Annotated in this window: 22 protein-coding genes; 13 read left to right on the forward strand and 9 right to left on the reverse strand. The window is 49.4% G+C overall.

Going from position 1 to position 25972, the window contains the following annotated elements:
- Positions 1–22: 22 nt before the first annotated feature.
- The 9 genes from FJM67_RS09225 to metG form a co-directional block, all read right to left on the reverse strand.
- Positions 23–1345: an aspartate aminotransferase family protein gene (locus FJM67_RS09225; RefSeq protein WP_140588662.1), complete on the reverse strand. Its 1323-nt coding sequence runs from the start codon at positions 1343–1345 to the stop codon at positions 23–25.
- Positions 1346–1463: 118 nt separating this feature from the next.
- Positions 1464–2099, reverse strand: a complete 636-nt coding sequence (gene nth / locus FJM67_RS09230; RefSeq protein ID WP_140588664.1) for an endonuclease III — start codon at positions 2097–2099, stop codon at positions 1464–1466.
- A gap of 22 nt (positions 2100–2121) precedes the next feature.
- Positions 2122–2886 carry an electron transport complex subunit E gene (locus tag FJM67_RS09235; protein ID WP_140588666.1) on the reverse strand — a complete coding sequence of 255 codons (765 nt, stop codon included), beginning with the start codon at positions 2884–2886 and terminating at the stop codon, positions 2122–2124.
- 9 nt (positions 2887–2895) lie between these two features.
- Positions 2896–3513 carry an electron transport complex subunit RsxG gene (gene rsxG, locus FJM67_RS09240; protein WP_140588668.1) on the reverse strand — a complete coding sequence of 206 codons (618 nt, stop codon included), beginning with the start codon at positions 3511–3513 and terminating at the stop codon, positions 2896–2898.
- Positions 3513–4571: an electron transport complex subunit RsxD gene (gene rsxD / locus FJM67_RS09245; RefSeq protein WP_140588669.1), complete on the reverse strand. Its 1059-nt coding sequence runs from the start codon at positions 4569–4571 to the stop codon at positions 3513–3515. The genes rsxG and rsxD overlap by 1 nt, the downstream gene beginning before the upstream one ends.
- Positions 4572–7175, reverse strand: coding sequence for an electron transport complex subunit RsxC (gene rsxC, locus FJM67_RS09250; RefSeq protein WP_140588671.1), 2604 nt, complete (start codon positions 7173–7175; stop codon positions 4572–4574).
- The gene (gene rsxB / locus FJM67_RS09255) at positions 7175–7771 is read right to left on the reverse strand and encodes an electron transport complex subunit RsxB (protein WP_140588673.1); all 597 of its coding nucleotides are present in this window, start codon (positions 7769–7771) and stop codon (positions 7175–7177) included. The genes rsxC and rsxB overlap by 1 nt, the downstream gene beginning before the upstream one ends.
- 10 nt (positions 7772–7781) lie before the next feature.
- Complete coding sequence (gene rsxA, locus FJM67_RS09260) at positions 7782–8363, reverse strand: electron transport complex subunit RsxA (protein ID WP_140588674.1); 582 nt, start codon at positions 8361–8363, stop codon at positions 7782–7784.
- A gap of 257 nt (positions 8364–8620) precedes the next feature.
- Complete coding sequence (gene metG / locus FJM67_RS09265; RefSeq protein WP_140588676.1) at positions 8621–10657, reverse strand: methionine--tRNA ligase; 2037 nt, start codon at positions 10655–10657, stop codon at positions 8621–8623.
- Between the two features lie 256 nt (positions 10658–10913).
- On the opposite strand from metG, the gene apbC reads away from it, so the two are divergent.
- The 13 genes from apbC to FJM67_RS09330 all read left to right on the forward strand — a co-directional run bounded on the left by apbC (position 10914) and on the right by FJM67_RS09330 (position 25832).
- Positions 10914–11753: an iron-sulfur cluster carrier protein ApbC gene (apbC, locus tag FJM67_RS09270; RefSeq protein WP_140588678.1), complete on the forward strand. Its 840-nt coding sequence runs from the start codon at positions 10914–10916 to the stop codon at positions 11751–11753.
- A gap of 8 nt (positions 11754–11761) precedes the next feature.
- The gene (gene dcd, locus FJM67_RS09275) at positions 11762–12349 is read left to right on the forward strand and encodes a dCTP deaminase (protein WP_140588679.1); all 588 of its coding nucleotides are present in this window, start codon (positions 11762–11764) and stop codon (positions 12347–12349) included.
- Positions 12350–13396, forward strand: coding sequence for a CobW family GTP-binding protein (locus FJM67_RS09280; protein ID WP_140588681.1), 1047 nt, complete (start codon positions 12350–12352; stop codon positions 13394–13396). It begins immediately after the preceding gene.
- A 125-nt stretch (positions 13397–13521) separates the two neighbouring features.
- Positions 13522–15336, forward strand: coding sequence for an acyl-CoA dehydrogenase C-terminal domain-containing protein (locus FJM67_RS09285; protein WP_140588683.1), 1815 nt, complete (start codon positions 13522–13524; stop codon positions 15334–15336).
- A gap of 21 nt (positions 15337–15357) precedes the next feature.
- Entirely contained in the window at positions 15358–15672 is a 315-nt protein-coding gene (locus FJM67_RS09290) for an SCP2 sterol-binding domain-containing protein (protein WP_140588684.1), read from the forward strand.
- A gap of 69 nt (positions 15673–15741) precedes the next feature.
- Positions 15742–17415 carry an AMP-binding protein gene (locus FJM67_RS09295; protein ID WP_140588686.1) on the forward strand — a complete coding sequence of 558 codons (1674 nt, stop codon included), beginning with the start codon at positions 15742–15744 and terminating at the stop codon, positions 17413–17415.
- A gap of 83 nt (positions 17416–17498) precedes the next feature.
- The gene (gene fadB / locus FJM67_RS09300; RefSeq protein WP_140588687.1) at positions 17499–19670 is read left to right on the forward strand and encodes a fatty acid oxidation complex subunit alpha FadB; all 2172 of its coding nucleotides are present in this window, start codon (positions 17499–17501) and stop codon (positions 19668–19670) included.
- The gene (gene fadA / locus FJM67_RS09305) at positions 19667–20845 is read left to right on the forward strand and encodes an acetyl-CoA C-acyltransferase FadA (RefSeq protein ID WP_140588689.1); all 1179 of its coding nucleotides are present in this window, start codon (positions 19667–19669) and stop codon (positions 20843–20845) included. Before fadB ends, fadA begins: the two co-directional genes overlap by 4 nt.
- Before the next feature lie 115 nt (positions 20846–20960).
- Complete coding sequence (locus tag FJM67_RS09310; protein ID WP_140588691.1) at positions 20961–21428, forward strand: hypothetical protein; 468 nt, start codon at positions 20961–20963, stop codon at positions 21426–21428.
- Entirely contained in the window at positions 21425–22585 is a 1161-nt protein-coding gene (locus FJM67_RS09315) for a GGDEF domain-containing protein (protein WP_140588692.1), read from the forward strand. Before FJM67_RS09310 ends, FJM67_RS09315 begins: the two co-directional genes overlap by 4 nt.
- A gap of 116 nt (positions 22586–22701) precedes the next feature.
- Positions 22702–24156, forward strand: coding sequence for a TrkH family potassium uptake protein (locus tag FJM67_RS09320; protein WP_140588694.1), 1455 nt, complete (start codon positions 22702–22704; stop codon positions 24154–24156).
- Between the two features lie 7 nt (positions 24157–24163).
- Positions 24164–25141, forward strand: a complete 978-nt coding sequence (locus tag FJM67_RS09325) for a sensor histidine kinase (RefSeq protein ID WP_140588695.1) — start codon at positions 24164–24166, stop codon at positions 25139–25141.
- A gap of 1 nt (position 25142) precedes the next feature.
- On the forward strand, positions 25143–25832 hold the full coding sequence (locus tag FJM67_RS09330; protein WP_181161465.1) for a response regulator: 690 nt from the start codon (positions 25143–25145) through the stop codon (positions 25830–25832).
- Positions 25833–25972 lie beyond the last annotated feature (140 nt).

The raw sequence follows: 25972 nt of genomic DNA on the forward strand, positions 1-25972 counted from the left end.
GAAGTGGAGGCCAGCGTAGTGATTACGCTAGTTTATGGAAACTGTCCGATAGGGCATCGATTAGACGGTCGATTTCTTCTGACTCGGTAATGAATGGTGGAGCAAGCTGAATCGTGTCGCCACCGAAGCGCACGTAGAAGCCTTTTTCCCACATATCCATCGCTACTTGGAACGGGCGCTTAGCCGGTTCCCCGTCTGGCGCAGCTAGGGTGATCCCCGCAGCAAAGCCATAGTTACGAATATCAGTAATTAAGGTAGAGCTAGAACGTAAGCTATGTACCGCATCACCAAAATAGCCGCTCATTTCTTTTACGCGGGCGATCAGATTTTCACTACGAATTTTTTCGAGGGATGCCAAGCCCGCCGCACAGGCAACCGGATGAGCCGAATAGGTATAACCATGTGGAAGTTCCAACATGTATTCGGGGCCGCCGTGCTCCATAAAGGTGTCGTAGATTTCCTGTTTGAATGCCACTGCGCCTAGGGGAATTGCACCATTGGTAATTTGCTTCGCCATGGTCATCACATCAGGTGTCACTCCAAACTCGATGGCGCCACAGTCACCGCCCATACGACCAAACCCGGTAATAACTTCATCGAAAATCAGCAGAATGTTGTGCTGATCACAGATTTCCCGCAGGCGTTCCAAATAGCCTTGTGGGGGGACGATGACGCCCGCAGATCCAGACATGGGCTCCACGATCACCGCGGCGATATTGCTGGCATCGTGCATGGTGATTAGGTTGAGCAGATCATCAGCTCGTTCCGCACCCTGTTTTGCCATGCCGTTGGTGAACTCTGTCCCCGGCACTTGAGTATGTGGCAGGTGGTAAGAGTCTAAACCTTGGCCATATAGAGTGCGGTTAGCTGGGATACCGCCAACAGAAAAACCGGAAATCCCTGCGCCATGGTAGCCCTTGGCACGGCCAATGAATTTGGTCTTGGTGCCCATGCCTTTTTTACGCCAGTAAGCACGCGCAACTTTTAGCGCCGTATCCACGGACTCAGATCCTGAGCCAGTGAAAAACACACGATTCAATTCGGTCGGTAGAAATTCAGTAATCTTTTCCGAGAGTTGAAAGGATTTTTCATGGCCAAACTGAAACGCCGGAGAGTAATCTAACGTCTTGATTTGCTCGGCAACCGCTTCATTAATCTCGGCTACGTTGTGTCCTAGGCCACACGTCCAAAGACCAGATAGACCATCAAAAATTTTACGCCCTTTGTCGTCGGTGTAATAAGCACCAGAGGCCTTGGTGATGATACGTGGATCTTGTTTGAACTGACGGTTACCGGTGTAAGCCATCCAGTGGGAGTCAAGTTGCTTTTGGGTTAGATTGGTCATGGTGCATTCTCAGCTAATCATTGTTTATTAGTAGAGAATGCCCGTGGGGAAAGTTTAGTTAAATGACAAGTTTATTAAACTTGCATAAGTGTTTGATTAACTAAACCGGAATAAGAATTTAGGAAGAAGTCTTTTCCCGAAACTCGCACAAATCTTCGATAATACAGGCGTCGCATTTGGGTTTGCGGGCAGTACAGATATAGCGCCCATGCAAAATTAACCAATGGTGGGCATCGAGAAGAAACTCTTTGGGAACAAAACGCAGCAGCTTTTCTTCCACCTCGAGCACGTTTTTACCGGGGGCGATCTTGGTGCGATTGGATACCCGAAATATGTGCGTATCTACCGCCATCGCAATCTGACGAAACGCCGTATTCAGCACCACGTTAGCGGTCTTGCGCCCGACACCGGGCAGTGCTTCCAGAGCCTCCCGATTATCGGGAACTTGACTGCCATGTTTGTCGATTAACATCTGGCAGGTTTTGATGACGTTTTCTGCTTTAGCATTAAACAAGCCAATGGTTTTGATGTATTCCTTAACACCGTCCACTCCCAGCGCCAACATGGTTTCAGGGGTGTTGGCCACGGGGAACAGCTTGCGAGTCGCTTTATTGACGCTGACGTCGGTTGCTTGGGCGGAAAGCAACACGGCAATTAATAGCTCGAACGGTGAGCTATATTCTAATTCGGTCTGCGGATTTGGATTTTCATTACGCAGCCTAGTAAAAATTTCCTGACGCTTTGCTTTGTTCATTATCCGCCCCGATTGTTATGCGTTAGGTAATTTTACCGGTTACCCGCACCCGACGAGAGACTTTTTCTTTGCCCGCTTCGGCAGCCGCTTTGCGCTGTTTCTCACGCTCATCAAAGAAGTTTTTCAAAGCGATCAAAATACCCAAGCCGATGAAAGCACCCGGTGGCAAAATGGCAAAGAGCATGTCAGGGTAATTAGGAAATAGGGTAAGTTTCCAACTGGCTGCGGCTTCGCCAAACAGTAAGTGCATGTCACTAAACAGAGTGCCTTGGCCAATTAACTCACGCATTGCCCCCAACAGCACCAGTACCACCGTAAAACCAAAGCCCATGGTTAACCCATCTAGGGCTGATGGCAAAACTGGGTTACGACTGGCGTAGGCGTCGGCACGACCCAAGATGGCACAGTTGGTCACGATCAACGGGATAAAGATGCCGAGAATTTGGTATAGCTCGTAAGTAAAGGCCTGCATGATCAATTCAATACAGGTAGTAAACGAAGCTATGATCATCACAAAGGCGGGTAAACGTACCGCATCGGCAACATAATTACGAATTAAGGATACGGCAATGTTGGAGCCGATCAACACCACCATAGTGGCTAAACCCAAGCCAAGGGCGTTGACCACGGTGCTGGTTACGGCCAACAGCGGACAAAGACCTAATAGCTGGACGAGTGCTGGGTTATTTTTCCAGATGCCGTTGTAAACCAGCTCCTGGTAATTCACACCGCTGTTTGTGGTTTCAACGTCGGTGGCGGTATTTGCTGTGTCTGTATTTGAGTGCATGCTACTTACCTATCGGGCCAACAACTCAGCTTTGTGCTGTTCAAAGTAGATCAAAGTATTTTTCACGGCTTTGACAACCGCCCGTGGCGTTATGGTCGCGCCAGTGAACTGGTCGAACTGACCGCCGTCTTTCTTCACGCCCCAGAGTGACTCTTTTAAATTAAGAAACGACTTTCCAGCGAAGGATTCGATCCAAGAGGATTTTTTCAAATCCACCTTGTCACCCAGTCCTGGGGTTTCTTTATGGGCAATAACCCGAGCGCCGGTAACTACTCCATCTTTGTCGATGGCGACAATCAGATCAAGGGAGCCGTTGTAGCCACCGGGGGCTTTAGTTTCAAAGATGATCGCCGACACTTCCCCATCTAAGCGACCAATAAAGGCCTGCACCGGTTCATTGGTTCCAAGTAACGGGTCTCCTGCTAGGGTGATTACGTCTTGGGTAATGTCATTATTATAGCGCTCGTGGGGCAAGACTTCGTTAAAGGCTGCGCGCTGGGCGGCCACAATATTGTCGGCAATAATTGGGGCGCTTAAATATTGGGTCACTCCGATAAAGCCAGCAGTGACAACGGCAAAGATAGCTAAACCAACAGCGTTACGACGAATAGAAGCAATTAATTCCATTACTTGTCTCCTCCGATCGCCACGCCAGACTTGGGCTTTTTGTGGCCATAAGCGCGAGGCTGCGTGTAGTAATCGATTAAGGGAGCGGCGAAGTTCATGAGTAATACACCAAAGGCGACACCGTCTGGGTAACCACCCCAAGTACGAATCACATAAACCAAGATTCCAATGCCAGCACCGTAAACGAGTTTGCCTCGGTTGCTGGTACAGGAGCTCACTGGGTCAGTTGCAATAAAGAAAGCGCCAAACATGGCTGCCCCGGAGGTCAGATGAAATAGCGGTGTGGCAGCATTGCTTGGATCTAAGATGTAGAAGAAAGTCGCTACCACAGCTAATCCAGCCAGCATGGCAACTGGGGTATGCCAAGTAATAATGCGTAGACCAATCAGGGCTAATCCACCAGCCAAATAAGCCAGGTTGACCCACATCCAACTGTTCAAGCTAGCCGCTTGCAATGCCGTGACCGAAGCAAAGGCTTCGTCGCTCATTAGGCCGCCTTTATGTTTAAAAGCATCCAAAGGCGTCGCCATGGTGTAAGCATCGACAGTGGATAACCCACCAAAAATGGCACTGAGGCTATCGCTAAATGACATAGTGCTACCGGCACTAATGAGATCAGCATGACCTAACCATTGGGTCATTGGCACTGGAAAGGAAACCAAGACAATGGCATAACCGACCATGGCTGGGTTAAATGGATTATTCCCTAAACCACCATACACCTGTTTGGCGAAAATAATGGCGAAGGCAACAGCCGTCACGGTTAACCACCAAGGTACGGTAGGTGGTAAAGCAATGCCCAGCAATACAGCAGTGAGTAATGCGCTATTGTCTTTTAGGAAGAAAGCAATTGGGCGACCACGCACTTTGAGGAAGAGGGCTTCCGCGCCAATGGCGGTCAAAGCCGCAATCAGAATATTGATTAGCGTGCCAAAACCAAAAAGCCAAGTTTGTACCAAAATACCCGGAATGGTTGCCAGAATGACCATCTGCATCACCCAGGAAGTACGGCGTCCCCCACGATGGGTGTGGGGGGAAGTAATGCGCAATAATGCCATTTAACGATTCTCTTGAGAGTTTGTCAGTTGTTCTAACTTGGCTTCTTCTTCCTGCTGCTTGGCTTCAGCAACACTCAGTTGTTGCTGGAGATCTTCGGCTTCAGGTTGTTGTGCCAGTTGCTTTTTCAGCTTATTTACTTGTGCCTTAGCGAGGGCCGCAGCAATTTTCTGCTGTTTGATTTGCTCTGCCAGCTGATTTACTTCCGCTTTTGGTGCTGCTGCCGGTGGTGGTACTTCACCTTTGGTCAGTGCTTGCTCCAATGCCTCAGCACGTCCACGGGCTTCGTCAACTTGCTGGCTTAGTGTGTCCACGTTATCCGCACCAATTTCTTGGGCGTGAGCTAATGCCTTTTCCGCCTTTTTCAGAGCGGCTTTGGCAATGGCGGTATCGATTTTTAACTTACGCAAGGCTTCGTCGTCGGCTGGCGCTGTTGCTTTCGCTTCTGGCTTAGCTGTGACCGGCGCGTGGGCTTCAAACTTGGCAAGCTCAGCCTGAGCCGTTGCTAAGGCCGCTTGGAATTCAGCTTGTTTGGCTTTCAGCTCAGCGTTATCAGGATCTTCACCTAACTGCTTTTCTACTTTCTTCAACTTTGTCGAAGCGAGTGCCACATCGACTTTAGCCTTTTTGTGGTCGTCGCTCAGTACTGGTTTCGCTGCTGCAGGCTTGGCTTCAGAGGAAGCCTGCTCTGGTTGTAGTTTGGCAAAGCGAGCCTCTGCCGTAGCTAACTCTTGCTGTAAAGCAGATTGCTTATCTCTCAACTCTGCGTTGTCAGGATCGTCCGCGAGTTGTTTTTCAATCTTTTTCAACTTGGTAGACGCCAGCGCCACATCTACCTTGGCTTTTTTCGCTTCGTCACTTAAGGCAACTTTAGGCGCTGCGTCTTTGGGTTTAGCGACTGGTGCGGTGGCTGGCAATTTCGCTTCCATCTCTTTGATGTCAGCAGTCGCACCATCCACTTGTAGCTGTAGGGCAGAAATTTCTTCTACCGCTTGGCGCTCCTGCGCCTCTTGCAGCGCTTTGTCTAGTTTCTTCAGCTTCGCCTTAGCGATCGCTAGATCCACTTTTAATTTCTTGGTTTCTTCATCGACCGGAGCACTAGAGGCTGCTGGCGCTTCGGTTACCTTAGTTGGTGCGGCCTTTTTAGCAGCGGGTTTGGCGGCCGCGGCTTTTTGACGCTCTAGGCGTTTGGCTTCTTTCTCAGCGGCTTCCGCTTCTTGGCGGGCTTTACGGGCTTCAAAACGCTGCTTGGCAATGTCTGATTTCACCGCTGCTTCACGGGCATCACGAATGGCCGCTTTGGTATGGCGGTAATACTGCACTAATGGAATGCTACTTGGGCATACGTAAGAGCAAGCACCACACTCGATACAATCAAACAGGTTGTAGTGTTCCGCTTTTTCATGCTCTTGGCTTTTGGCGAACCATAGTAGCTGCTGCGGTAGCAGACTCGCTGGGCAGGCTTGCTCACACATGCCACAGCGGATACAAGCTTGCTCTGGCTCCGGTAACGGTAGCTCCTTGCGAGTAGCGGCCAAAATACAGTTGCTAGTCTTAACGATGGGGGCGGACAAAGAATCCAAGGTAAAGCCCATCATCGGCCCGCCCATAACAATACGTTCAACCTGGCTTAAGTTGGCATCGGCGTAGGACAACAAATGGGAAACCGGTGTACCAAGCAGTACTTCGACATTCTGTGGTGCGCCGAAACCGTCCCCTGTTAGGGTGGTAAAACGAGAAATCAACGGGCGACCAAACTGCACGGCTTCGTAAATAGCCACACAAGTGCCGACGTTTTGACACAAAATGCCGATATCAGCCGGTAATTTGCCGGTGGGAACTTCTTGATCTGTCAGCAGCTTAATCAGCTGTTTTTCGCCGCCAGACGGGTACTTAGTGGGGACTACCACCAGTTGGATATTGCTTTGGCGCTCACGAATGACTTTTTCCAACGCCGCAATAGCCGTTGGTTTGTTGTCTTCGATACCAATCATCACCTGCTGAGCATTGGCTAGGTGTTGCACGATTTCGATGCCGAGAATCAGCTCCAAGGACTTTTCCCGCATCAACATATCGTCAGCGGTAATGTAGGGCTCACATTCCGCGGCATTGATAATGAGGTGGCTTAGGTTGTGCTTTTGTGCCCCTTGTAATTTCACTTGCGTTGGGAAACCTGCGCCCCCCATACCCACAATGCCTTTTTCAGCTAAAAAGGCCAGTAGATCGGTTTTGCTAACTTTTTGCCAGTCACGCAATGGCTCTAATTCTTGCCATTCATCGGCACCATCCGGTGTGATGACAATACATACATCTGCTAAGCCAGAAGGATGAGCAATAGGGCGTTCTTCGATAACTTTAACGGTGCCAGAAGTGGGAGCATGTAAAAAACTGCTCAAAAAACCATTGTTAATGGCAATAGTTTGACCTTTCAGTACCTTGTCACCAACTGCCACAAGAGGTCTTGATGCCTGACCAATATGTTGCCCGAGAGGTAAGATGAGTTCTTCTGGTAATTTTGGGTGCCCAAGGGGTAAACGCAATGACTGCGCTTTGTTCTCCGGTGGGTGAATACCGCCATGAAAGTTGTAGACTGTCGCAGCACTCATTACGCATTCACCTCCGTCTGACGGTCCGTGGCAATAATATCGAGTGATTGCGTGGCTACACCATTGGGTTTTTCCCAAGACCAGGTACGTGTTGTCACCCCTACCTCTACCATATCAATACAACTCACTGGGCATGGCTCGACACACAAGTCGCAGCCGGTACATTCATCGGCAATTACCGTGTGCATTTGCTTAGCGGCGCCCAAAATCGCGTCAACGGGACACGCTTGGATACATTTGGTACAGCCGATACATTCATCTTCGCGAATGACGGCTACTTTTTTCTTGGGTTCTTCCGCTTCCCCACCATCTAGAGGTATGGCTTCCACATCCAATAAATCGGCGAGTGCTTGTACTGTCGCTTGGCCGCCTGGAGGACATTTATTGATGGCATCGCCGTTTGAAATCGCTTCCGCATAGGGGCGGCAGCCGGGGTGACCACATTGACCACATTGAGTTTGCGGCAACAGAGCATCGATCTGATCGACAATCGGGTCGCCTTCCACATGGAAGCGTACGTTGGCATACCCCAAGATGGCACCAAAAATCAGGGCGAGTACAACCAAGATAGCAACGGCACTTAAAACAGTTAGCATGACGTTACTCCTAAATCTGAACCAAGCCGGTGAAGCCCATAAAGGCTAGAGCCATCAAACCAGCGGTGATCATGCCAATGGCAGAGCCTTTGAACACAACGGGCACATCTGCCACATTGATACGCTCACGCATGGCAGCGAAGAGAATTAAAACGAAGGAGAAGCCCACCGCAGCACCAAAGCCATAGAGGATGGAATCAACAAAACCATTTTGACGGCTGGTGTTTTGTAGGGCGACACCCAAGACCGCGCAGTTGGTGGTGATCAAAGGTAAGAAAATCCCCAGAACCCGGTACAGGAGAGGACTGGTTTTGTGTACCACCATTTCAGTGAACTGTACCACTACAGCAATTACCAAAATAAAGGAGATGGTTTTTAGGTATTCCAACCCTAACGGGGCCAGAATAAATTCATAGGTGAGATAACTGCATAGGCTCGATAACGTCAGCACGAACGTCGTTGCCATGGCCATACCGATGGAGGTTTCCAGTTTGCCGGAAACACCCATAAACGGGCACAGTCCAAGGAATTGCACCAACACAAAGTTGTTGACCAAAATGGTACTGACCAGAATTAAGAGATACTCAGTCATCTCACGTCCAAAATAAAAATAAATAACAACAAGCCCGACACAGGGGAGGCGCCGGGAGTGTAACTATATCAATCAGCTTATAACTAACAAACCTAAAAAATAGGTCTATCTAGTATATTTTTGCATAAAGATATCGCTGTGTTTGTATAACCATTTTTTATTAGATGGCGCTTCCATGCCGACATTTTGAATCTGGTGTAAACAAGATCGCCTACACGAGGGTAGGCGACCGAGTCACGAAGAAAAGGGCGAAGAGGTTACATCACCCGCTGACCTGGTTTTGCTCCTGCATGTGGCTCAAGTAGGTAGATTTCTTCACCACCTGGGCCTGCGGCTAGTACCATGCCTTCAGAAAGGCCAAACTTCATTTTGCGTGGTGCAAGGTTGGCCACCATCACCGTCAACTTGCCTTCCAAATCCTCTGGTTTGTAGGCTGACTTAATACCGGAGAATACCGTGCGAGTCTCGCCGCCCAGATCCAAAGTCAGCTTCAGCAGTTTGTTCGCTTTTTCCACATGTTCCGCTTTAGCGATTAAAGCAATACGCAAATCCACTTTGGCGAAATCATCAAAGTTAATTTCTGCCGCGATCGGGTCTTTGCTTAGCTCGGTTTCTACTGCAGGAGTAGTTGGCGCTTGGGCGGCCGCTTCCTCTTTGCCTTCCTCGATCATAGCTTCGATTTGCTTAGCATCAATGCGAGCCATCAAGGGTTTGAAAGTATTCACACTTTGTCCAAAAAGTAGCTCACTACGGTTGTCCCAAGTCAGCTCTTTATTTAAGAAGGCTTCCGCGTCGGCCACCAAGTTCGGCAATACCGGTTTCAGATACGTGGCTAAGATTGCGAATAGATTTAACGACACAGTACAAATTTCTTGTACTTGCGGCAGTGTTTCTTCGTTTTTGGCTTTGACCCATGGCTCTTCATCAGCAATGTAGGTGTTGGCAATGTCCGCAAGACGCATGATTTCCCGCATGGCGCGGCCATACTCGCGGGTTTCATAGTATTCAGCAATGGTGTCGCCAGCGGCGATAAACTCATTGATCATGGCTTCCTGGGCTGGTGTGCCGAGCAGTTGACCATCGAATTTCTTGTTAATAAAACTGGCGGTACGGCTCGCGATATTGACCACTTTGCCTACTACGTCGGAGTTCACACGCTGTACGAAATCCGTCAGGTTTAAGTCGATATCATCGACGCGGGAATTAAGCTTGGCCGCAAAGTAGTAACGCAAGTACTGTGGGTCTAAATGATTTAGGTAAGTACGCGCCTTTATAAAGGTGCCGCGGGATTTGGACATTTTCTCCCCATCAACCGTGACATAGCCGTGAGCGTTGACTGCGGTTGGGGTACGGTAGCCAGCGCAATCCAACATAGCAGGCCAGAATAGGGCGTGGAAGTTGATAATGTCTTTACCGATAAAGTGATAGAGCTCGGTCTCTGAGCCTTTTTTCCAGTACTCGTCGAAATCCAAGCCTTCGGTACGGTCACAGAGATTTTTGAAGCTCGCCATGTAACCGATTGGAGCATCTAGCCAGACGTAGAAGTACTTGCCTTCTGTATCTGGGATTTCGAAACCAAAGTAAGGGGCATCGCGGCTGATGTCCCACTCTTGTAAACCTGAGTCCAACCATTCCGCCAGTTTATTGGCGACTTGATCTTGCAAGGTGCCACTACGAGTCCATTTTTGTAGGAACTCTTGGAACTCCGGCAGTTTGAAGAAATAGTGTTCTGATTCTTTTTCAATCGGCGTTGCACCGGAGTAAACCGAGCGCGGGTTAATCATTTCCATTGGAGTGTAGGTGGCAGAGCAGACTTCACAGTTGTCACCATACTGATCTTCCGCCTTACATTTCGGGCAGGTGCCTTTAATAAAGCGATCCGCCAAGAACATCTTTTTCTCTGGGTCATAGGCTTGGGTGATCGAACGTACGGCAATTTTGCCATTGTCACGACAGGCTTTGTAAATCTCCTCGGAAAAGGCGCGGTTTTCAGGGGAGTGGGTCGAATAGTAGTTATCGTAGCCGATCATGAAGTCATTAAAGTCGGCCATATGTTCTTGACGTACCCCTTCGATTAACTCTTCCGAAGTGATGCCGTTTTGCTCCGCTTTGATCATGATCGCCGTGCCGTGGGCGTCGTCAGCGCAGACCGCAGTACATAGATGCCCGCGCAGTTTCTGGAAACGTACCCAGATATCCGTTTGAATATGCTCCAACATGTGGCCTAAGTGAATTGAGCCATTGGCGTAGGGAAGGGCGCTGGTAACTAGAATCTTACGTTGCGATTGAGCCATTATGAATGAGCCTGCCGGATGTTAAAAAGTGAATGATAAAGGCGTAGTTTGCCAACTAAGGGTGCATTTTGGGCAACAACATCACCGCCCAAGGCACTAGCCTAAATGGAAATGGCGAACATTATAGATTGCCCCATTTTGTGCGCAAGGTTTTGGGGTTGGTTTTCATAACTTTGCCCACATTATCGATGCAAATTAGGCAACACTCATCCCATTTCCCCTGATTGCGGGAGTGGTAACAACGTTAGGAGCTTCCATGGCTGAACAAGCTGGCGTACCTCAGGGCCTTGCCGGGGTTAAGCACATCATTGCAGTGGCATCGGGCAAAGGCGGTGTCGGTAAATCTACAACCACAGTGAATCTAGCCTTAGCAATGGCGGCAGATGGCTACAAAGTCGGTGTACTCGACGCCGATATCTACGGCCCGAGCCAAGGCATGATGCTAGGTTTTGCGCCAGATACGCGCCCCCAAGTGCGTAACGAGAAATTCTTTATTCCCCCTGTGGCCCATGGTATCAAAACCATGTCCATGGCCTTCTTAACGACCCAAGAAACACCAATGGCTTGGCGTGGCCCCATGGCAACGGGAGCGTTGATGCAAATTCTGACGCAGACCGAGTGGGATGAGTTGGATTACCTCTTTATTGATATGCCACCGGGAACAGGGGATATTCAGCTGACGCTAGCGCAAAAGGTGCCGGTGTCTGGTTCTGTTGTGGTCACGACCCCGCAAGATATCGCCCTGCTAGATGCCCGTCGGGGTATCGAGATGTTTAACAAGGTGAATATCCCTGTATTAGGCGTGGTAGAAAACATGTCGGTTCATGTTTGCTCTAACTGTGGTCATAAAGAAGCTATCTTTGGCGACGAAGGTGGCCAGAAACTCAGCGCCGAATACGGTGTAGATGTGCTTGGTAAACTGCCACTTAGCCTCGCTATCCGCGAAGGGGCGGATGCGGGCAAGCCTACTATGGTTTCTGCACCAGAGTCCGATGCTGCCAAGACATATGGCGAGATTGCGCGTAAACTACACGCCCTGCTGCAATCCCGCGCTGAGCCATTTGCTGTGCCAACTATCGGCATGAGTGACGACTGAGGTAAACCATGAGACTTTGTGACCGCGATATTATTCAAGCTTTGGACGATGGCGTCATTGCCATCGAACCCCGCCCTGACAATGGGGTGATTAGTGGGGTGTCCTGTGATTTGCGCTTGGGTAACTCCTTTCGCGTGTTTCAAGGTCATCCTGCTCCTTATCTGGACCTGAGTGGCCCCAAGGAAGATCTCAACACAGCGATTGAATCCGTAATGAGTGAGGAGATCATTGTCAAAGATGATCAACCATTCTTTATCCACCCCGGCGAGCTGGTGCTTGGGGTGACTTTGGAATCAGTCACTTTGCCGGATAATCTTGTCGGTTGGCTGGACGGTCGTTCGTCGTTGGCTCGTCTCGGTTTGATGGTGCACGTCACTGCCCACCGCATTGACCCCGGTTGGAGTGGCGCCATCGTCTTGGAGTTTTTGAACGGTGGTAAATTGCCAATCGCACTACGCCCCGGCATGACAATCGGGGCGATTAACTTTGAGACCATGTCTGGCCCGGCGGATCGCCCCTATAACAAGCGTGACAACGCCAAGTATAAGGACCAAAAATCCGCCGTCGGTAGCCGTATCAGTGGGGATCAAAAGTAAGTGAAATACACTGGCATCAAGGTCAACATCATTACTGGCTTTCTGGGTAGTGGTAAAACCACCGCCATCCGTCATTTACTTACCCAAGTACCTGCCGGTGAAAACTGGGCGGTGTTGGTCAATGAGTTTGGGGAAATCGGCATAGACGGTGATCTGCTTGCCGGGCTTGATGTCAACTCAGGGCACAGCATCGCCATCAAACAAGTGCCGGGTGGGTGCCTATGCTGCACCACCTCCGCGGCTTTTGGTGCGGGCTTAAATGAACTGATAAAAACCGCCAATCCGACCCGCATTATCATCGAGCCAACCGGGATCGGTCACCCAGACCAAATCCTTAAGCAGCTTGAAGCCGATCATTATCAAGGCGTGTTAGATATCCGCGCTAGCTTGTGTTTGCTCGATGCGCGCAACCTAGATAACCCCCGTTACGTGGGGCATCCGGCATTCTTTGACCAGATCAACATGGCGGATGTGTTAGTGGCAACCAAACAAGACCTTTACCAAGAAGGGGAAAGCGGACGCTTTCTCGACTTTGCTAAACAATTCTCACCGGCAAAATCTGTCATTGCTTTGGTGGAAAACGGCCAAATGGATGTAGCTTGGCTCGACGCTCCCCGCATTCACCAGCAACATACTCACCACGATCACCACGATCACCACGATCACCACGATCACCACGATCACCACGATCACCACGATCACCACGATCACCACGATCACCACGATCATACCCATGTGCTGACCAGTCAGCCCAAGCCCGGCATGACCTACTACCAGCGTCGGGACAGCGAACTCACCAGCCATGGCTGGATCATCGACAACCCTCTCGACATCACCATCGACCAGCTACGCCAATGGGCCGAGCAGACCAAAGCTCTTGAAGGCTTCTGGCGCTTGAAGGGCATCGTACAACTAGCCAATGGCACAGCGTGGCAATTCAACCTAACCACCACAGAAAGCGATTGGACAGAAATTGACGATATTGAACAAAGCCGAGTGGAGTGCTTGGTGGCGGTGGAGAGTGGGGCTCCCAACCTACCAATTTAAACTGCCCCAATCTGCCACTGACTTTGACTGTCTTTGTCATTGAGCAATTCTCGCCTATGGTCAACTCTTAAGTTATGTTCCGCGAGTGATCTCGTAACCGAGTATAACAATAAGAGGTGATGATCATGGGCAGTTACCAAACACCACTACGTGATATTCAGTTCGTTACCGATGAGTTATTAGATTTCCCGAGCCATTACGCCAATTTACCCGGCGGCGATGAAGCGACGCCGGATATGGTAGCGGCGATTTTGGAGGAGGGTGCCAAGTTTGCCGAGCGGGTGCTGTCTCCCCTAAATCATAGTGGTGATCAGCAAGGCTGTCAGTATCACGACGGGAAAGTAACCACGCCAGAAGGTTTTAGAGAAGCGTACCAGCAGTATGTTGAAGGCGGTTGGCCATCCCTAGCACATCCGGTGGAAATGGGTGGGCAGGGGCTACCAGAATCCCTCGGCATGTTGGTAACAGAAATGGTCGCCACGGCAAACTGGGCCTGGTCTATGTACCCTCTGTTAAGCCATGGTGCGATGAATACCTTGGAGCGCCATGGTAAACCTGAGCAACAGCAAGTCTATCTACCCAAACTGATTTCTGGCGAATGGACGGGCACCATGTGTCTAACAGAGCCCCATTGTGGCTCTGACCTTGGGCTGCTGAAAACCAAAGCCGTTCCCAATGCCGATGGCTCCTACGCTATCACCGGCACTAAAATCTTTATCTCCTCCGGCGAGCATGATTTGTCTGACAATATTGTCCATATTGTGTTGGCTCGTTTGCCAGATGCTCCAGAAGGCACCAAAGGTATTTCCCTTTTTATCGTGCCGAAATTTGTTCCCAATGCGGAAGGTGAAGTGGGGGAGCGCAACAGCCTTTCCTGTGGCTCTTTGGAGCACAAAATGGGGATCCATGGCAATGCTACCTGTGTGATGAATTTCGACGGCGCCAGAGCCGAATTACTGGGGGAACCCCATAAAGGCTTGGCGGCCATGTTTACCTTTATGAACTCCGCCCGCTTGGGCATCGCTATGCAAGGCTTGGTACATGCCGAATGGGGTTATCAGAACTCCCTTGCCTACGCCAAAGATCGCTTGCAAATGCGCTCATTGTCTGGCGTGAAAAATCCCGATCAGGCGGCTGACCCGATTATTGTTCATGGGGACGTACGCCGTATGCTGCTCACCCAAAAGGCCTTTGCGGAAGGTGGTCGTGCCTTTATGCACTATTGCTCCATGCTGGCTGACACGGTGAAAGTGGGGGAAAGCCAGGATCAGCAGCAAGCTGAGCAACTGTTGTCTTTCCTTACCCCAATCGTAAAAGGCTTTTTAACTGAAGTCGGTTGGGAATCCGCCAATCACGCTCTACAAGTATTTGGTGGGCATGGCTATATTGCTGAATGGGGCATGGAGCAAAACGTGCGGGACGCCCGTATTGCCACTATCTACGAGGGCACGACCGGTATTCAGGCCTTGGATTTACTAGGGCGGAAAGTGTTGTTAACCAAAGGGGACTCCCTAAAAGCCTTTACCAAAGTGATTCATAAATTCTGCCAAGCTCATCTCGAACGAGAAGGTCAGGAACAAGAGGGTCTGACCCCTTTAGTCAACAAGCTGGCGCAGTTGAATAAGGAATGGGGTGAGGTGACTCTGCAAATTGGGATGAAGGCCATGAAAAACCGCGATGAAGTAGGCGCGGCATCGGTGGACTATTTGATGTATTCCGGCTACATCGTGTTGGGTTACTTCTGGGCCAGAATGGCTGTGGTCGCGCAAGAAAAATTGGCGGCCGGTTTAGATGATGATGGCTTTTATGATGCTAAAGTGAAAACGGCTCAGTTCTATTTTGCGCGGATTTTGCCGCGAGCAGTTGCCCATAAAGAAGCGATGTTAGCAGGATCAGATTGCCTGATGTCGTTAGATGACAACCAGTTTGCCTACTTTTAACCGTATCGCAGGAGTCAAACCATGAGTAATTTAGTCAGTGTGTTACAGCAATGGGTTGAGCGTTTTCAACCGAGCGCGGCGGGCGGGGTTAGCGCCGTATTCGAGTTCCAGGTGGATCAAGAAACTCAGCATATTTTGCTGCGAAATGGTCAGTGTTCATTAGAATCAGGGGAACATAATGACCCGGATGCGACTCTACGTATGAACCTGTCTACTTTGCAGGCGATTGCCTCCGGAGAGTTAGATGGCATGGCCGCGTTTCTTTCTGGTGACATCGAAGTGGATGGGGATGTTATGCTTGCGGCTCGCTTAACGGAATTCTTCCCACCGCAGTAATTTGGGTAGCGTGCAATAGGGTTAGCTGAATGATGCCGCTCTCCATAATAACAAGAATTGGAGTCAGTCATGAGCCAGTCAGAAACAACATCAAGTGCTCCCGGTCGTTATGTGCCGGCGAGTCTTAACCCACAAGGGTATCAGTCGGTTACCGAGCTACTGTGCTCTGCCTGTGAGCGCTTCTCGAATTTGCCCGCATTCACTAGCTTAGGGCGCAGTCTGAGTTATCGAGAATTGGCGCAAAAATCCGATGCTTTTGCGGCCTACTTGCAACAGCACACTGATTTGATCCCTGGGGATCGCATCGCTGTGCAACTACCCAATGTGATTCAATTCCCGGTTGTGGTGCTCGGTGCTTTAAAAGCGGGCTTAATCGTTGTGAATACCAACCCTTTGTATAGCCCGAAAGAGCTAGAGCACCAGTTCAAAGACTCCGGTGCCAAGGCCTTGGTGGTGTTTGCCAATATGGCCCACAATGTGGCGCAGATTATTGATAAAACCCCAATCAAGCACGTTTTTATCACCGAGATTGCGGATTTTCACCCTCCTGTTAAGCGTCTGCTAATCAACAGTGTGGTGAAGTACATCAAGCGCATGGTGCCGGCCTATGATTTGCCCCAAGCGAAAAGCTTGAATCACATCTTGGCACAAGGCGGTACACTGCCCCCCAAGCGTTACCAAGCCAAGTTAGAAGACATTGCTGTGCTGCAATATACCGGTGGCACCACGGGGGTAGCGAAAGGGGCGATGTTGACCCACGCAAACTTAATCGCTAATAGCTACCAATTGCGCGAGCGTCTCACCGAGGTACTGATCGAAGGCAAAGAGACCTTTATCGCTCCCTTGCCCCTTTACCATATTTACTCCTTCGTGATTCACGGCTTAACCCTAATGGACGTAGGTGGCCACAGTATCTTGATTCCAAATCCACGGGATTTGCCAGCCTTTGTTAAAGAATTGGCGAAATGGCGTTTCACGGGGTTCATTGGGTTAAACACCCTATTTGTCGCTTTATGTCTGCGGGACGATTTCAAACGGCTGGATTTCAGTGCTCTTAAATTAACGGCCTCCGGGGGGATGCCGCTAACCAAAGCAGCAGCAGAGCGGTGGCATAGTCTAACTGGTAACCCGGTGACAGAAGGGTATGGCTTGACTGAAACCTCCCCGGTGGTGGCGTTTAACCCAGTTGGGCAAGAACAGCTGGGGGCCATTGGCCTGCCGGTGGCAGAAACTCAAGTCAAACTCATAGACGAAGCCGGTCAACCGGTAGCCCTCGGGGAGCCCGGGATGCTGTGTGTGAAAGGGCCGCAAGTGATGAAAGGCTACTGGCAGCGTCCCGATGCCACGGCGGAAGTCACCACCCCAGATGGTTACTTAATTACCGGCGATATTGCGACCCAAGCCGAAGACGGCTATTTGCGCATTGTCGACCGGGCGAAGGATATGATTATTGTCTCTGGTTTTAACGTCTATCCCACGGAGGTGGAGGATTGTCTCACTTCCCACCCCGATATTTTGGAAGCGGCTGCCATTGGTGTGGAAGATGATAAAACCGGCGAGGCGGTGAAAGCCTTTCTTGTACTGGTGCCGGGGGCAACCTTGGATAAAGAAGAATTACGGCTATTTTGTCGCCAGCATTTGGCGCCTTACAAGGTGCCAAAGCAGGTCGAAATCCGTGAGGCGTTACCAAAAACCAATGTAGGCAAGGTATTGCGTCGGGCGCTACGAGAAGAAACGAACTAAACTCATGAAAAGCAGCTTTGGCTTTTCTAGCTAAGCTGCTCCACTCTGCTAGCTAAATGTGGCACTTTCCCAAGGAGTACACCATGAACTACCAAGGGCAAAAACTTAGTCTCACCCAAACCTCAGGGAATGTGGCGTTACTCACCTTCGCCGCGCAAGATCAAGCCATCAATAAATTCGATCAGGCAACGTTACAAGAGCTTGCCCATGCTCTCGATTTGCTAGAACAACAGGCTTCGGCGCTGATTGGATTGGTGATCCAGAGCGATAAGCAAGCCTTTATTGTCGGGGCGGATATCACCGAGTTCCTGACTTGGTTTGGGTTGCCCGACGAGCAACTAGCGGACAAGTTACGCGATACCCATAATCTATTCCAGCGCTTGAGTAATTTGCCTTTGCCAACTGTTGCGGCGATTAATGGGTTGGCCCTTGGCGGGGGCTTTGAGCTTTGTTTAGCGGCTGATTTTCGGGTCGCGACCGAATCAGCTCAAGTAGGGCTACCCGAAGTCAAACTGGGGATTTACCCCGGTTGGGGGGGCACAGTGCGTTTGCCTCGGCTGATCGGTGTCGATAATGCCTGTGAGTGGATTTGTGGCGGTGCCCAGAAAAAGGCACTGGAGGCACTGCGCTTCGGGGCAGTAGACGCGGTGGTCGCGGATGGTATGGCAACGGATTCAGCCCTAGCACTAATTGCCCAATGTCACGCTGGGCAAATAGATTATCAAAGCCGCCGACAACAGAATGCTGCGCCGATAACGTTTGCTCCGGTAGAAAAACTGATGGTGTTTGAGTCTGTTAAATCAGTGGTTGCCGCCCAAGCAGGACGACATTATCCCGCACCCATGGCGGCGGTAAAATCTATTGAACGCAGCATTAGCCAATCCTTTGACGAGGCTATAACGACGGAAATCAAAGGTTTTATTACGCTGGCGAAAACTGACGTGGCGCAGGCGTTAGTAGGGATTTTCCTGAAAGATCAGCAGGTAAAAAAAGTTGCCCGCCAAATCACCAAAGAGGTTCGTGCACCAAACCAAATTGGGGTGCTAGGTGCTGGTATTATGGGTGGCGGTATTGCTTATCAAGGGGCGAGCAAAGGCGTCAGGGTGGTGATGAAAGACATTCGCCAAGATGCTCTAGATCTCGGGCTTAGCGAAGCGCAAAAACTGCTGAATCAACAAATTGAGCGAGGTCGATTAACCGCCCCCGAAGCCTTGGCGACTATGACTCAAATCCAGCCAAGCCTGTCTTATGAATCGCTGGCCGATACACCTTTGGTGATCGAAGCCGTGGTGGAAAAAGCAGAAGTGAAAGCCGCTGTGCTTGCAGAGCTAGAGACAATCGTTAGCTCAGAGTCTGTCATCGCTACTAATACCTCCACCATTCCGATTGATCAGTTGGCAGCGGCGTTACAACACCCCGAACGTTTTTGTGGCATGCACTTCTTTAATCCGGTCCAGCGTATGCCCCTAGTAGAAGTCATTCGCGGTACGAAAACTAGCGCCGAAACCATCGCCAAAGTCGTTAGCCTAGCCCAAAAGCTCGGCAAAACACCGATAGTGGTCAACGATTGTCCCGGTTTTTTCGTGAACCGAGTCTTGTTCCCTTACTTCCAAGCCTTCACCCAATTGGTGAGTGATGGGGCGGACTTCCGTCATATCGATAAGGTGATGAAAGGCTACGGCTGGCCCATGGGGCCTGCGGAGCTGTTGGATACGGTGGGCATTGATACCGCCTACCATGCGGCACAAACCATGGCTGCCAGTTTTCCAGATCGCATGTCCCATGATAAAACTAACGTGTTGGATCAGCTATTTATGGCGGGGCTATTTGGTAAGAAAACAGGTCATGGCTTTTACCAATACCAAGCGGATCGCAAAGGTAAAATTCAATCAAACCCCGACGAGGGTTTAGCCCTATCTTGGATGCAGGAAAAGCTCGCGCTGACCGACGCGCAGATTATCGAACGTATGATGATTCCCTTATGTCTGGAGGCGTGGCGTTGTTTGGATGAAGTGGTTATTGCTAGTCCCACAGAGGGCGATATGGCGCTGGTTTATGGGTTGGGCTTTCCACCGTTTCAGGGTGGGGTATTCCACTATCTAGATAGTGTTGGAGCGAAGAACTTTGCCGAGTTGGTATCTCAGTATCAAGATTTGGGGCCTTTGTATCAGTTAACCGATGGGATGCGATCTCGTATTGACCAAGGCATGACATTCTATTCGCCAACGGCGCTAGTAGCAGGAGGTGCAGCATGAGCTTACAACCTAATGATGCCGTGATCGTAGCGGCGCAACGCACTCCCATGGCGAAGTCGAAAAATGGTGGTTTTCGCAATGTTCGTGCTGATGACTTGTCGGCAGATTTAATCAAAGCATTGGCTTCTAAATTGCCGGCTGACCTGCTCCATAGTACCGATGATTTGATTTGGGGTTGCGTCAACCAAACCCTTGAACAGGGTTTCAATGTGGCAAGGGCGATCGGTTTACTTGCCCAATTACCTGTTACCGTGCCGGCACAAACTGTGAATCGCTTGTGTGGTAGTTCCATGACGGCACTACACATGGCGGCTCAAGGCATTATGAGTGGACAGGGGGAGCTATACTTGGTCGGTGGTGTGGAGCATATGGGGCATGTGCCCATGATGCATGGCGTGGATGTGAATCCGGCGCTGTCAAAGCAGATGGCGAAGGCCTCCATGATGATGGGGGTGACCGCAGAAATGCTCGCCAAGGTGCATCAAATCTCCCGGGAGCAGCAGGACGCTTTTGCCTTGCGTTCCCATCAGCGTGCCCACGCTGCCCAGCAAAGCGGCGCTTTTGCCAATGAAATGGTGCCTGTGCTAGGTCATGATGCCAATGGCAACTTGGTGTCTATCGTAGAAGACGAAGTGATTCGCCCAGATACTTCCTTAGAAGGTTTGGCGGCTTTGCCCACCGTATTTATGCCGAAAGGCGGCACAGTAACGGCCGGGTCTTCGTCGGCTCTATCGGATGGTGCTGCGGCGCTGGTAGTTATGTCAGCAGCCAAAGCACAGGAGCTCGGGTTAACGCCCTTGGTGAAAATCAAGGCCATGGCGCTGACCGGCTGTGATCCGGCTATCATGGGCTATGGCCCAGTCACCGCGACCCAAAAAATCCTCCAAAAAACCGGCCTTAGCTTGGCAGATATTGGAGTCATTGAGCTGAATGAAGCGTTTGCCGCACAATCGTTAGCGGTATTGAAAGGGTTGAAGTTGCTGGATGAGATGGAGGAAAAAGTGAACCTGAATGGTGGTGCGATTGCATTAGGGCACCCGTTAGGTTGCTCCGGTGCTCGCATCAGCACTACTTTGATTCATCAGATGAAGTCGAAACAACAGCAATTTGGGTTAGCGACCATGTGCATTGGAATGGGGCAAGGTATCGCAACCTTGTTCGAAAACGTCAGTTAATTGCCATTGTTAATGTAAATTGGCATCTTAAATCAGGCATTATTGGTCAAACTGTGCTACAAAGATATTTGCCCATTTGGTTACAACAGAGCAGGGATCATTAAGGAAGCAGGGCATGATAAGAAAACATTTGATTATATTCGTCGTCAGCTTAATGGGTTTCGTTGGCGCAACCCAAGCTTATTCACAAGATCTGATTTTTAAAGAAAACAATCGTATCATGGTTGTGTCTTTGGAGGAGCTACGTAGGCTCGCCAACGAAGAAGTTACCCGTTACGCTCCATTTCGACGTAAAGAGGTGACTTTTCGCGGGTATTATCTAGCACAATTGTTAGAGTCTCGTTTTGCTTACAATGCTAAAGATCTACGTATTGAAGCCATTGATGGCTACGCTGTTGAACTCAAAGATTGGGACCGAGATAACTGGTTTCTAGTTACCCATGAAGACGGGGAACCGCTAACCCTGCGAAACCATGGTCCCTTGCGCTTGATTGAAGTAGATACGGCTGATCGTTCCCCAACTAATTTATCTCTCTATGACGACTGGATTTGGATGATTCGTTCTATTGAGGTTTTGCGGTGAGATTGCGTCGTTGGCGACAGACGGGGCTGTTTAGCCTTGCCTTGCTAACGTTTGTGTTCGCTTTTGGCCTTATTTATGTGAACCAGTCACAGTTTGAAGGGGAATTGCAAACCTATTTTGATCGCACTCGCGGTGCCTATGATAACCAGTTGGTAACCCGTTCCCACGAGTATTTACTCGACGCCATGTTACACTTGGATCAACTAGAGCGTGACCCATCCCAGAAAGAAGACTTCTTGAAGCAGCTGGACCTTTCTTACGCTTATCTAAATATCGGGCGCTATCGAGATTTGTACCCTTGCACCAATCAAGCCCTCGACGCGATTTTGGATCTGCGTTTTATGGTTGAACAAAACCAATTTCCTGTTTCGAAGTCATTGCAACCTTGGTACACGATACTGTCCTGCCAGAATCAAATTGATAACTTGCTTAATGACAAAAAAGTTCAGCTTGCTGGGCAGATGCTGGCTCAGTCTCAGGATAGCCGTCTCTGGACCAACGTGATAATTATTGTCAGTTATCTGACCAGCTTACTTATAGGTTGGCTGTACGAGCGTCAACGCCACAACGTGATTCGTACTTTAAAAGACAAAGTAAGTTGGCAGCGTAAGGCTCAAAATGACCATTTAACCGGCATCGGTAACCGTATGGGGCTGGAGGAGAAGGTCAAAAGTATCTTGCGTGGCTGGCCGTCATCGAAAAGAGATGTGAGTATCTTTTTTTATGATTTAGACCATTTCAAAGCCTACAATGACGACTTTGGTCATGTGGCCGGTGACGAGGCTTTAAAAGCGGTATCTCAGGCGGTACAAGATGTTATCGATGGATATGGCCAACAGTATCGCTATGGTGGCGAAGAGTTTGTCGTGATTTTTGATGGTCTGCCCATCAGCCAAGCCAAAAAACTCGCCAACCAAGCGCGACAAGCAATAGAAAAACTGGGCATCATTCACCCCGCCTCTGCCACGGGGTATCTCACCATCAGCCTCGGTTTTTACCCTTTGAGTAAGCGTCGCTACGAAGCCGACGAGTTACTCGACTTAGCAGATCAGCTACTTTATCAAGCCAAAGTGTCTGGGCGAAATAAAGCGATCTTCTATTCCCATGAGAACCCGAACTCTGAACTCGACGAAGCGGAGCAAGCTCGATCTATATAAATAGCGTAGAGCCTGTTCGATAGGTTTCTTAACGCTTTCTTTACAGCCTATGCCTTAATATTCACACCTTATTTATAACGCCTTGCTTAGACTTGCCTCCTTAATCAGGAGGAAAGATGATCCGACTAACTTTGCTGATTCGCTTATTGGGCATGCCGATTTTGTGGATGGGTGTTGTTCAGATCGTATTTGGTGAGCTGTCTATCTATGTTTTTCACGACGGCCTAGAGCGCTATTTTACGATAACAGGTTTGACCGCAAGCTCTACTGCCCTGTTGTTACTGGGGGCTATGCGTCGTCACAAGATTGCCACGGTAACCAATCGGGAAGCAATTTTGTATGTGGTACTTACCTGGTGGCTTGTCGGGTTTCTGGGAGCTATCCCAATTATGCTGATCGCTGATCTAAGTTTTACCGATGCTGCGTTTGAGTCAATTAGTGCCCTGACCACTACTGGCGCGACTGTACTAAGTGGTCTGGACGAGATGCCGAAAAGCTTTTTGTTGTATCGCCAGTTTTTACAGTGGATGGGGGGATTGGGGGTAGTGATCTTTGTCGTGGCAGTATTACCGATGCTAAATATTGGTGGTATGAAGCTTCTTAAAGCGGAGACTCCCGGCCCTTTCAAGGATGAAAAAATCGCTCCTAGGGTAAAGCACACCGCCCACTTTCTTTGGTACGTTTATCTAAGCTTGACGATTGCTTGTGCTCTGAGCTACTGGTTAGCGGGAATGAGTGCTTATGACGCAATTGCCCATAGCTTTACAACGGTATCTACGGGTGGCTTCTCCACCTATGATGCCAGCATGGGGCATTTTGATAGCGAATTAATACTTTGGCTAGCGAATTTGTTTATGTTAGCTGGAGCTATCAGCTTTGCCCTCCATTATCGAGTCTTTTCCATGCGTTCTTGTTTACTTTATTTACATGATGAAGAATGTCGTAGTTTTCTGGTGATCGTTTTGGCCATGTCTCTTGTGGTAACGCTAATGCTATCCCAACAAGGGTTGTTTGACTCTTTATTTACTCGATTTACGCAAGCGACGTTTCATATAGTCTCGTTCATTACTAGTACAGGTTATGGTGCGACAGGATTTACGCAATGGGGTGGTGCCTTGCCGCTCATATTGGTTTTCGTCGGTTATATTGGGGGATGTGCAGGCTCGACTGCTGGCGGTAATAAGATAATCCGCAATGTAATTTCGGTAAAATCCATATTTCTTGAGACAAAACAGTTGGTCCACCCAAATGGAGTTTTTACGCTAAAATTCCAAGGCCGCCCAATCCCGTTTGAGGTACGTAATAGTATTATGGCCTACATGTGTTTAGCGGCGGTAACCACCATGGTGCTGACGATTTTAGTGATGATGACTGGGATGAGTTTCACGGCAGCGTTTACCGGAGTAGCCGCTTGTTTGAATGTATTGGGTCCCGGCTTCGGCGAGCTTGGTAGTAATTTTGCTCCATTATCAGATACGGGTACTTGGATTATGTCGTTTGCCATGATTTTAGGTCGGCTAGAGTATTTTACGGTATTGGCCATTGCATCCCCTTTAATGTGGCGTGAGTAGGAGAGGGATGATGCTTTCTTGGTGGGCGTTAAAGCGTTATGGATTAGCGCTAATTGCAGCAACAGGATTACAGCTGATTACTATCCCTGTTAGGGACTTTCTGACGGTGAGTGATGTGATGTTGCTGGGGGTTGCATGTGTGACCTTCTTTGCATTTCGCTTTGGTAAAGCAGAAGCCATTGTCGCGAGCATAACCAGCGTTTTGTTGGTGGATGTATTTCATGTTCAGCCCTATTACACCTTGGCGGTTCATAATATTGATTATTTTGTTAGTTTTTGCGTGATGCTCGCCGTTGGCATCTTTATCGCGCAACTTGCCCAGCAAAATAGATTGAGTGAGCAAGAGCGGCGCGAAGCGGAACGTTTAAAGGATCGAGAGTCGATTCGAGCCAACTTGTTGCGTTCAATCGGTCATGATCTACGCACACCGCTTGGCACCATTATGGGGGCGTCAAGCTTAATCAGTGACGAGACGTTACAACTGCCTCCCCACCGCTATCAAGAACAGGCTCGCAATATTTACCAACAAAGCCTCATTCTCAAAAATCAAATTGATAAGATGTTGGAGCTAAGTCGTATCCGAGATTTGGAATCCACTCATATCTGGTCTGAGGTTCCCGCAGAGGACTTAGTTAGTGCTGCTCTAGCGCGAAGCAATCAAGAAGCTAGAGATAAATTTATCATTCATTGTCATGTGAATTCCCTTATCGCAGATAGTGCGCTTATCGAAATAGCCCTAGCTAATTTAATTGATAATGCTTTTGTGCATGGGGAGCCACCATTCGAGATCCATCTATTTAAGCACGGCGGTGCCTATCAAGTGCGGGTCTGTAACAGCCCATGCCAGCGTCCCTTAAAACGCCAAGATGCCGGAACCGGGTTAGGTCTTCTGATTTGTGACGCTGTCGCTAAATTACACAATGGACGTTTTGAATTTAACAATGACGGTAGCGTTGTTACTGCCACCCTGATTTGGAATGCCTAATATGAGTGCCAATATTCTGATTATTGAGGACGATCCGGCTATGCAGAGCTTTCTGGTTACCTTGTGTGAATCAGCGGGTATGTCGGCACGGGTAGTCGATAGCGTAGATGCTGGCTTGAAGGCTTTGCAAACGGATATGACTGATATCTGTTTGTTAGATTTGGGGTTGCCAGGGCGAAGTGGTCATGAGTTTATAAGCGCAGCCCGAACTCTGAGTAAAGTCGCGATTATCGTGATTTCTGCCCGTAACACGGATTTTGATAAAATTACCGCTCTTGATGCCGGAGCTGATGACTATGTACCTAAACCCTTTAGCTCTGGTGAGTTATTGGCGCGTATTCGAGTTGCGCTGCGTAATGGAACGCGGGAAATAACGGCACCAGAAGAGATACTTCGCGCCCAACATGTCTGTGTCAATCTATCCTCTAGGCAAGTCTGTGTTGGCGCAGAAGAGGTGCTTGTACACCTAACACCAACTGAGTTTAATCTGCTCATCTTGTTGATGAAACATAGTAATAAAGTGCTAACTTATCGCATGATAGGGCAGGCCATTTGGGGTAACGCATACAGCGGAAGCTCCGAGAAAATTCGTGTTCACATCGCGCAACTGAGACAAAAAATTGAACTCAATCCGTCATCTCCTACCATTGTGATCAACGAGCCTGGAGTGGGTTATCGTTTGGTCGCATAATTTTCTCATGTAGGCCAAAAATTTATATAGAACCTAAATTCAGGCTGTTGTTTTTCTGTATCTCTGGCAAAATCGCACCTCCGATTCCCCATTCATAAGAAAAATAGCGAGCATTCAAATTGGATAGTCTACTCCAGCGG

Source organism: Maribrevibacterium harenarium, from assembly GCF_006385675.1.
Lineage (GTDB): Bacteria > Pseudomonadota > Gammaproteobacteria > Pseudomonadales > Marinomonadaceae > Marinomonas > Marinomonas harenarium.

Excerpts from the sequence above, each read along its gene's own strand:
- FJM67_RS09225 (WP_140588662.1), bottom strand. The coding sequence starts at position 1,345 with ATGACCAATCTAACCCAAAAGCAACTTGACTCCCACTGGATGGCTTAC.
- nth (WP_140588664.1), bottom strand. The coding sequence starts at position 2,099 with ATGAACAAAGCAAAGCGTCAGGAAATTTTTACTAGGCTGCGTAATGAA.
- FJM67_RS09235 (WP_140588666.1), bottom strand. The coding sequence starts at position 2,886 with ATGCACTCAAATACAGACACAGCAAATACCGCCACCGACGTTGAAACC.
- rsxG (WP_140588668.1), bottom strand. The coding sequence starts at position 3,513 with ATGGAATTAATTGCTTCTATTCGTCGTAACGCTGTTGGTTTAGCTATC.
- rsxD (WP_140588669.1), bottom strand. The coding sequence starts at position 4,571 with ATGGCATTATTGCGCATTACTTCCCCCCACACCCATCGTGGGGGACGC.
- rsxC (WP_140588671.1), bottom strand. The coding sequence starts at position 7,175 with ATGAGTGCTGCGACAGTCTACAACTTTCATGGCGGTATTCACCCACCG.
- rsxB (WP_140588673.1), bottom strand. The coding sequence starts at position 7,771 with ATGCTAACTGTTTTAAGTGCCGTTGCTATCTTGGTTGTACTCGCCCTG.
- rsxA (WP_140588674.1), bottom strand. The coding sequence starts at position 8,363 with ATGACTGAGTATCTCTTAATTCTGGTCAGTACCATTTTGGTCAACAAC.
- metG (WP_140588676.1), bottom strand. The coding sequence starts at position 10,657 with ATGGCTCAATCGCAACGTAAGATTCTAGTTACCAGCGCCCTTCCCTAC.
- apbC (WP_140588678.1), top strand. The coding sequence starts at position 10,914 with ATGGCTGAACAAGCTGGCGTACCTCAGGGCCTTGCCGGGGTTAAGCAC.
- dcd (WP_140588679.1), top strand. The coding sequence starts at position 11,762 with ATGAGACTTTGTGACCGCGATATTATTCAAGCTTTGGACGATGGCGTC.
- FJM67_RS09285 (WP_140588683.1), top strand. The coding sequence starts at position 13,522 with ATGGGCAGTTACCAAACACCACTACGTGATATTCAGTTCGTTACCGAT.
- FJM67_RS09290 (WP_140588684.1), top strand. The coding sequence starts at position 15,358 with ATGAGTAATTTAGTCAGTGTGTTACAGCAATGGGTTGAGCGTTTTCAA.
- FJM67_RS09295 (WP_140588686.1), top strand. The coding sequence starts at position 15,742 with ATGAGCCAGTCAGAAACAACATCAAGTGCTCCCGGTCGTTATGTGCCG.
- fadB (WP_140588687.1), top strand. The coding sequence starts at position 17,499 with ATGAACTACCAAGGGCAAAAACTTAGTCTCACCCAAACCTCAGGGAAT.
- fadA (WP_140588689.1), top strand. The coding sequence starts at position 19,667 with ATGAGCTTACAACCTAATGATGCCGTGATCGTAGCGGCGCAACGCACT.
- FJM67_RS09310 (WP_140588691.1), top strand. The coding sequence starts at position 20,961 with ATGATAAGAAAACATTTGATTATATTCGTCGTCAGCTTAATGGGTTTC.
- FJM67_RS09320 (WP_140588694.1), top strand. The coding sequence starts at position 22,702 with ATGATCCGACTAACTTTGCTGATTCGCTTATTGGGCATGCCGATTTTG.
- FJM67_RS09325 (WP_140588695.1), top strand. The coding sequence starts at position 24,164 with ATGATGCTTTCTTGGTGGGCGTTAAAGCGTTATGGATTAGCGCTAATT.
- FJM67_RS09330 (WP_181161465.1), top strand. The coding sequence starts at position 25,143 with ATGAGTGCCAATATTCTGATTATTGAGGACGATCCGGCTATGCAGAGC.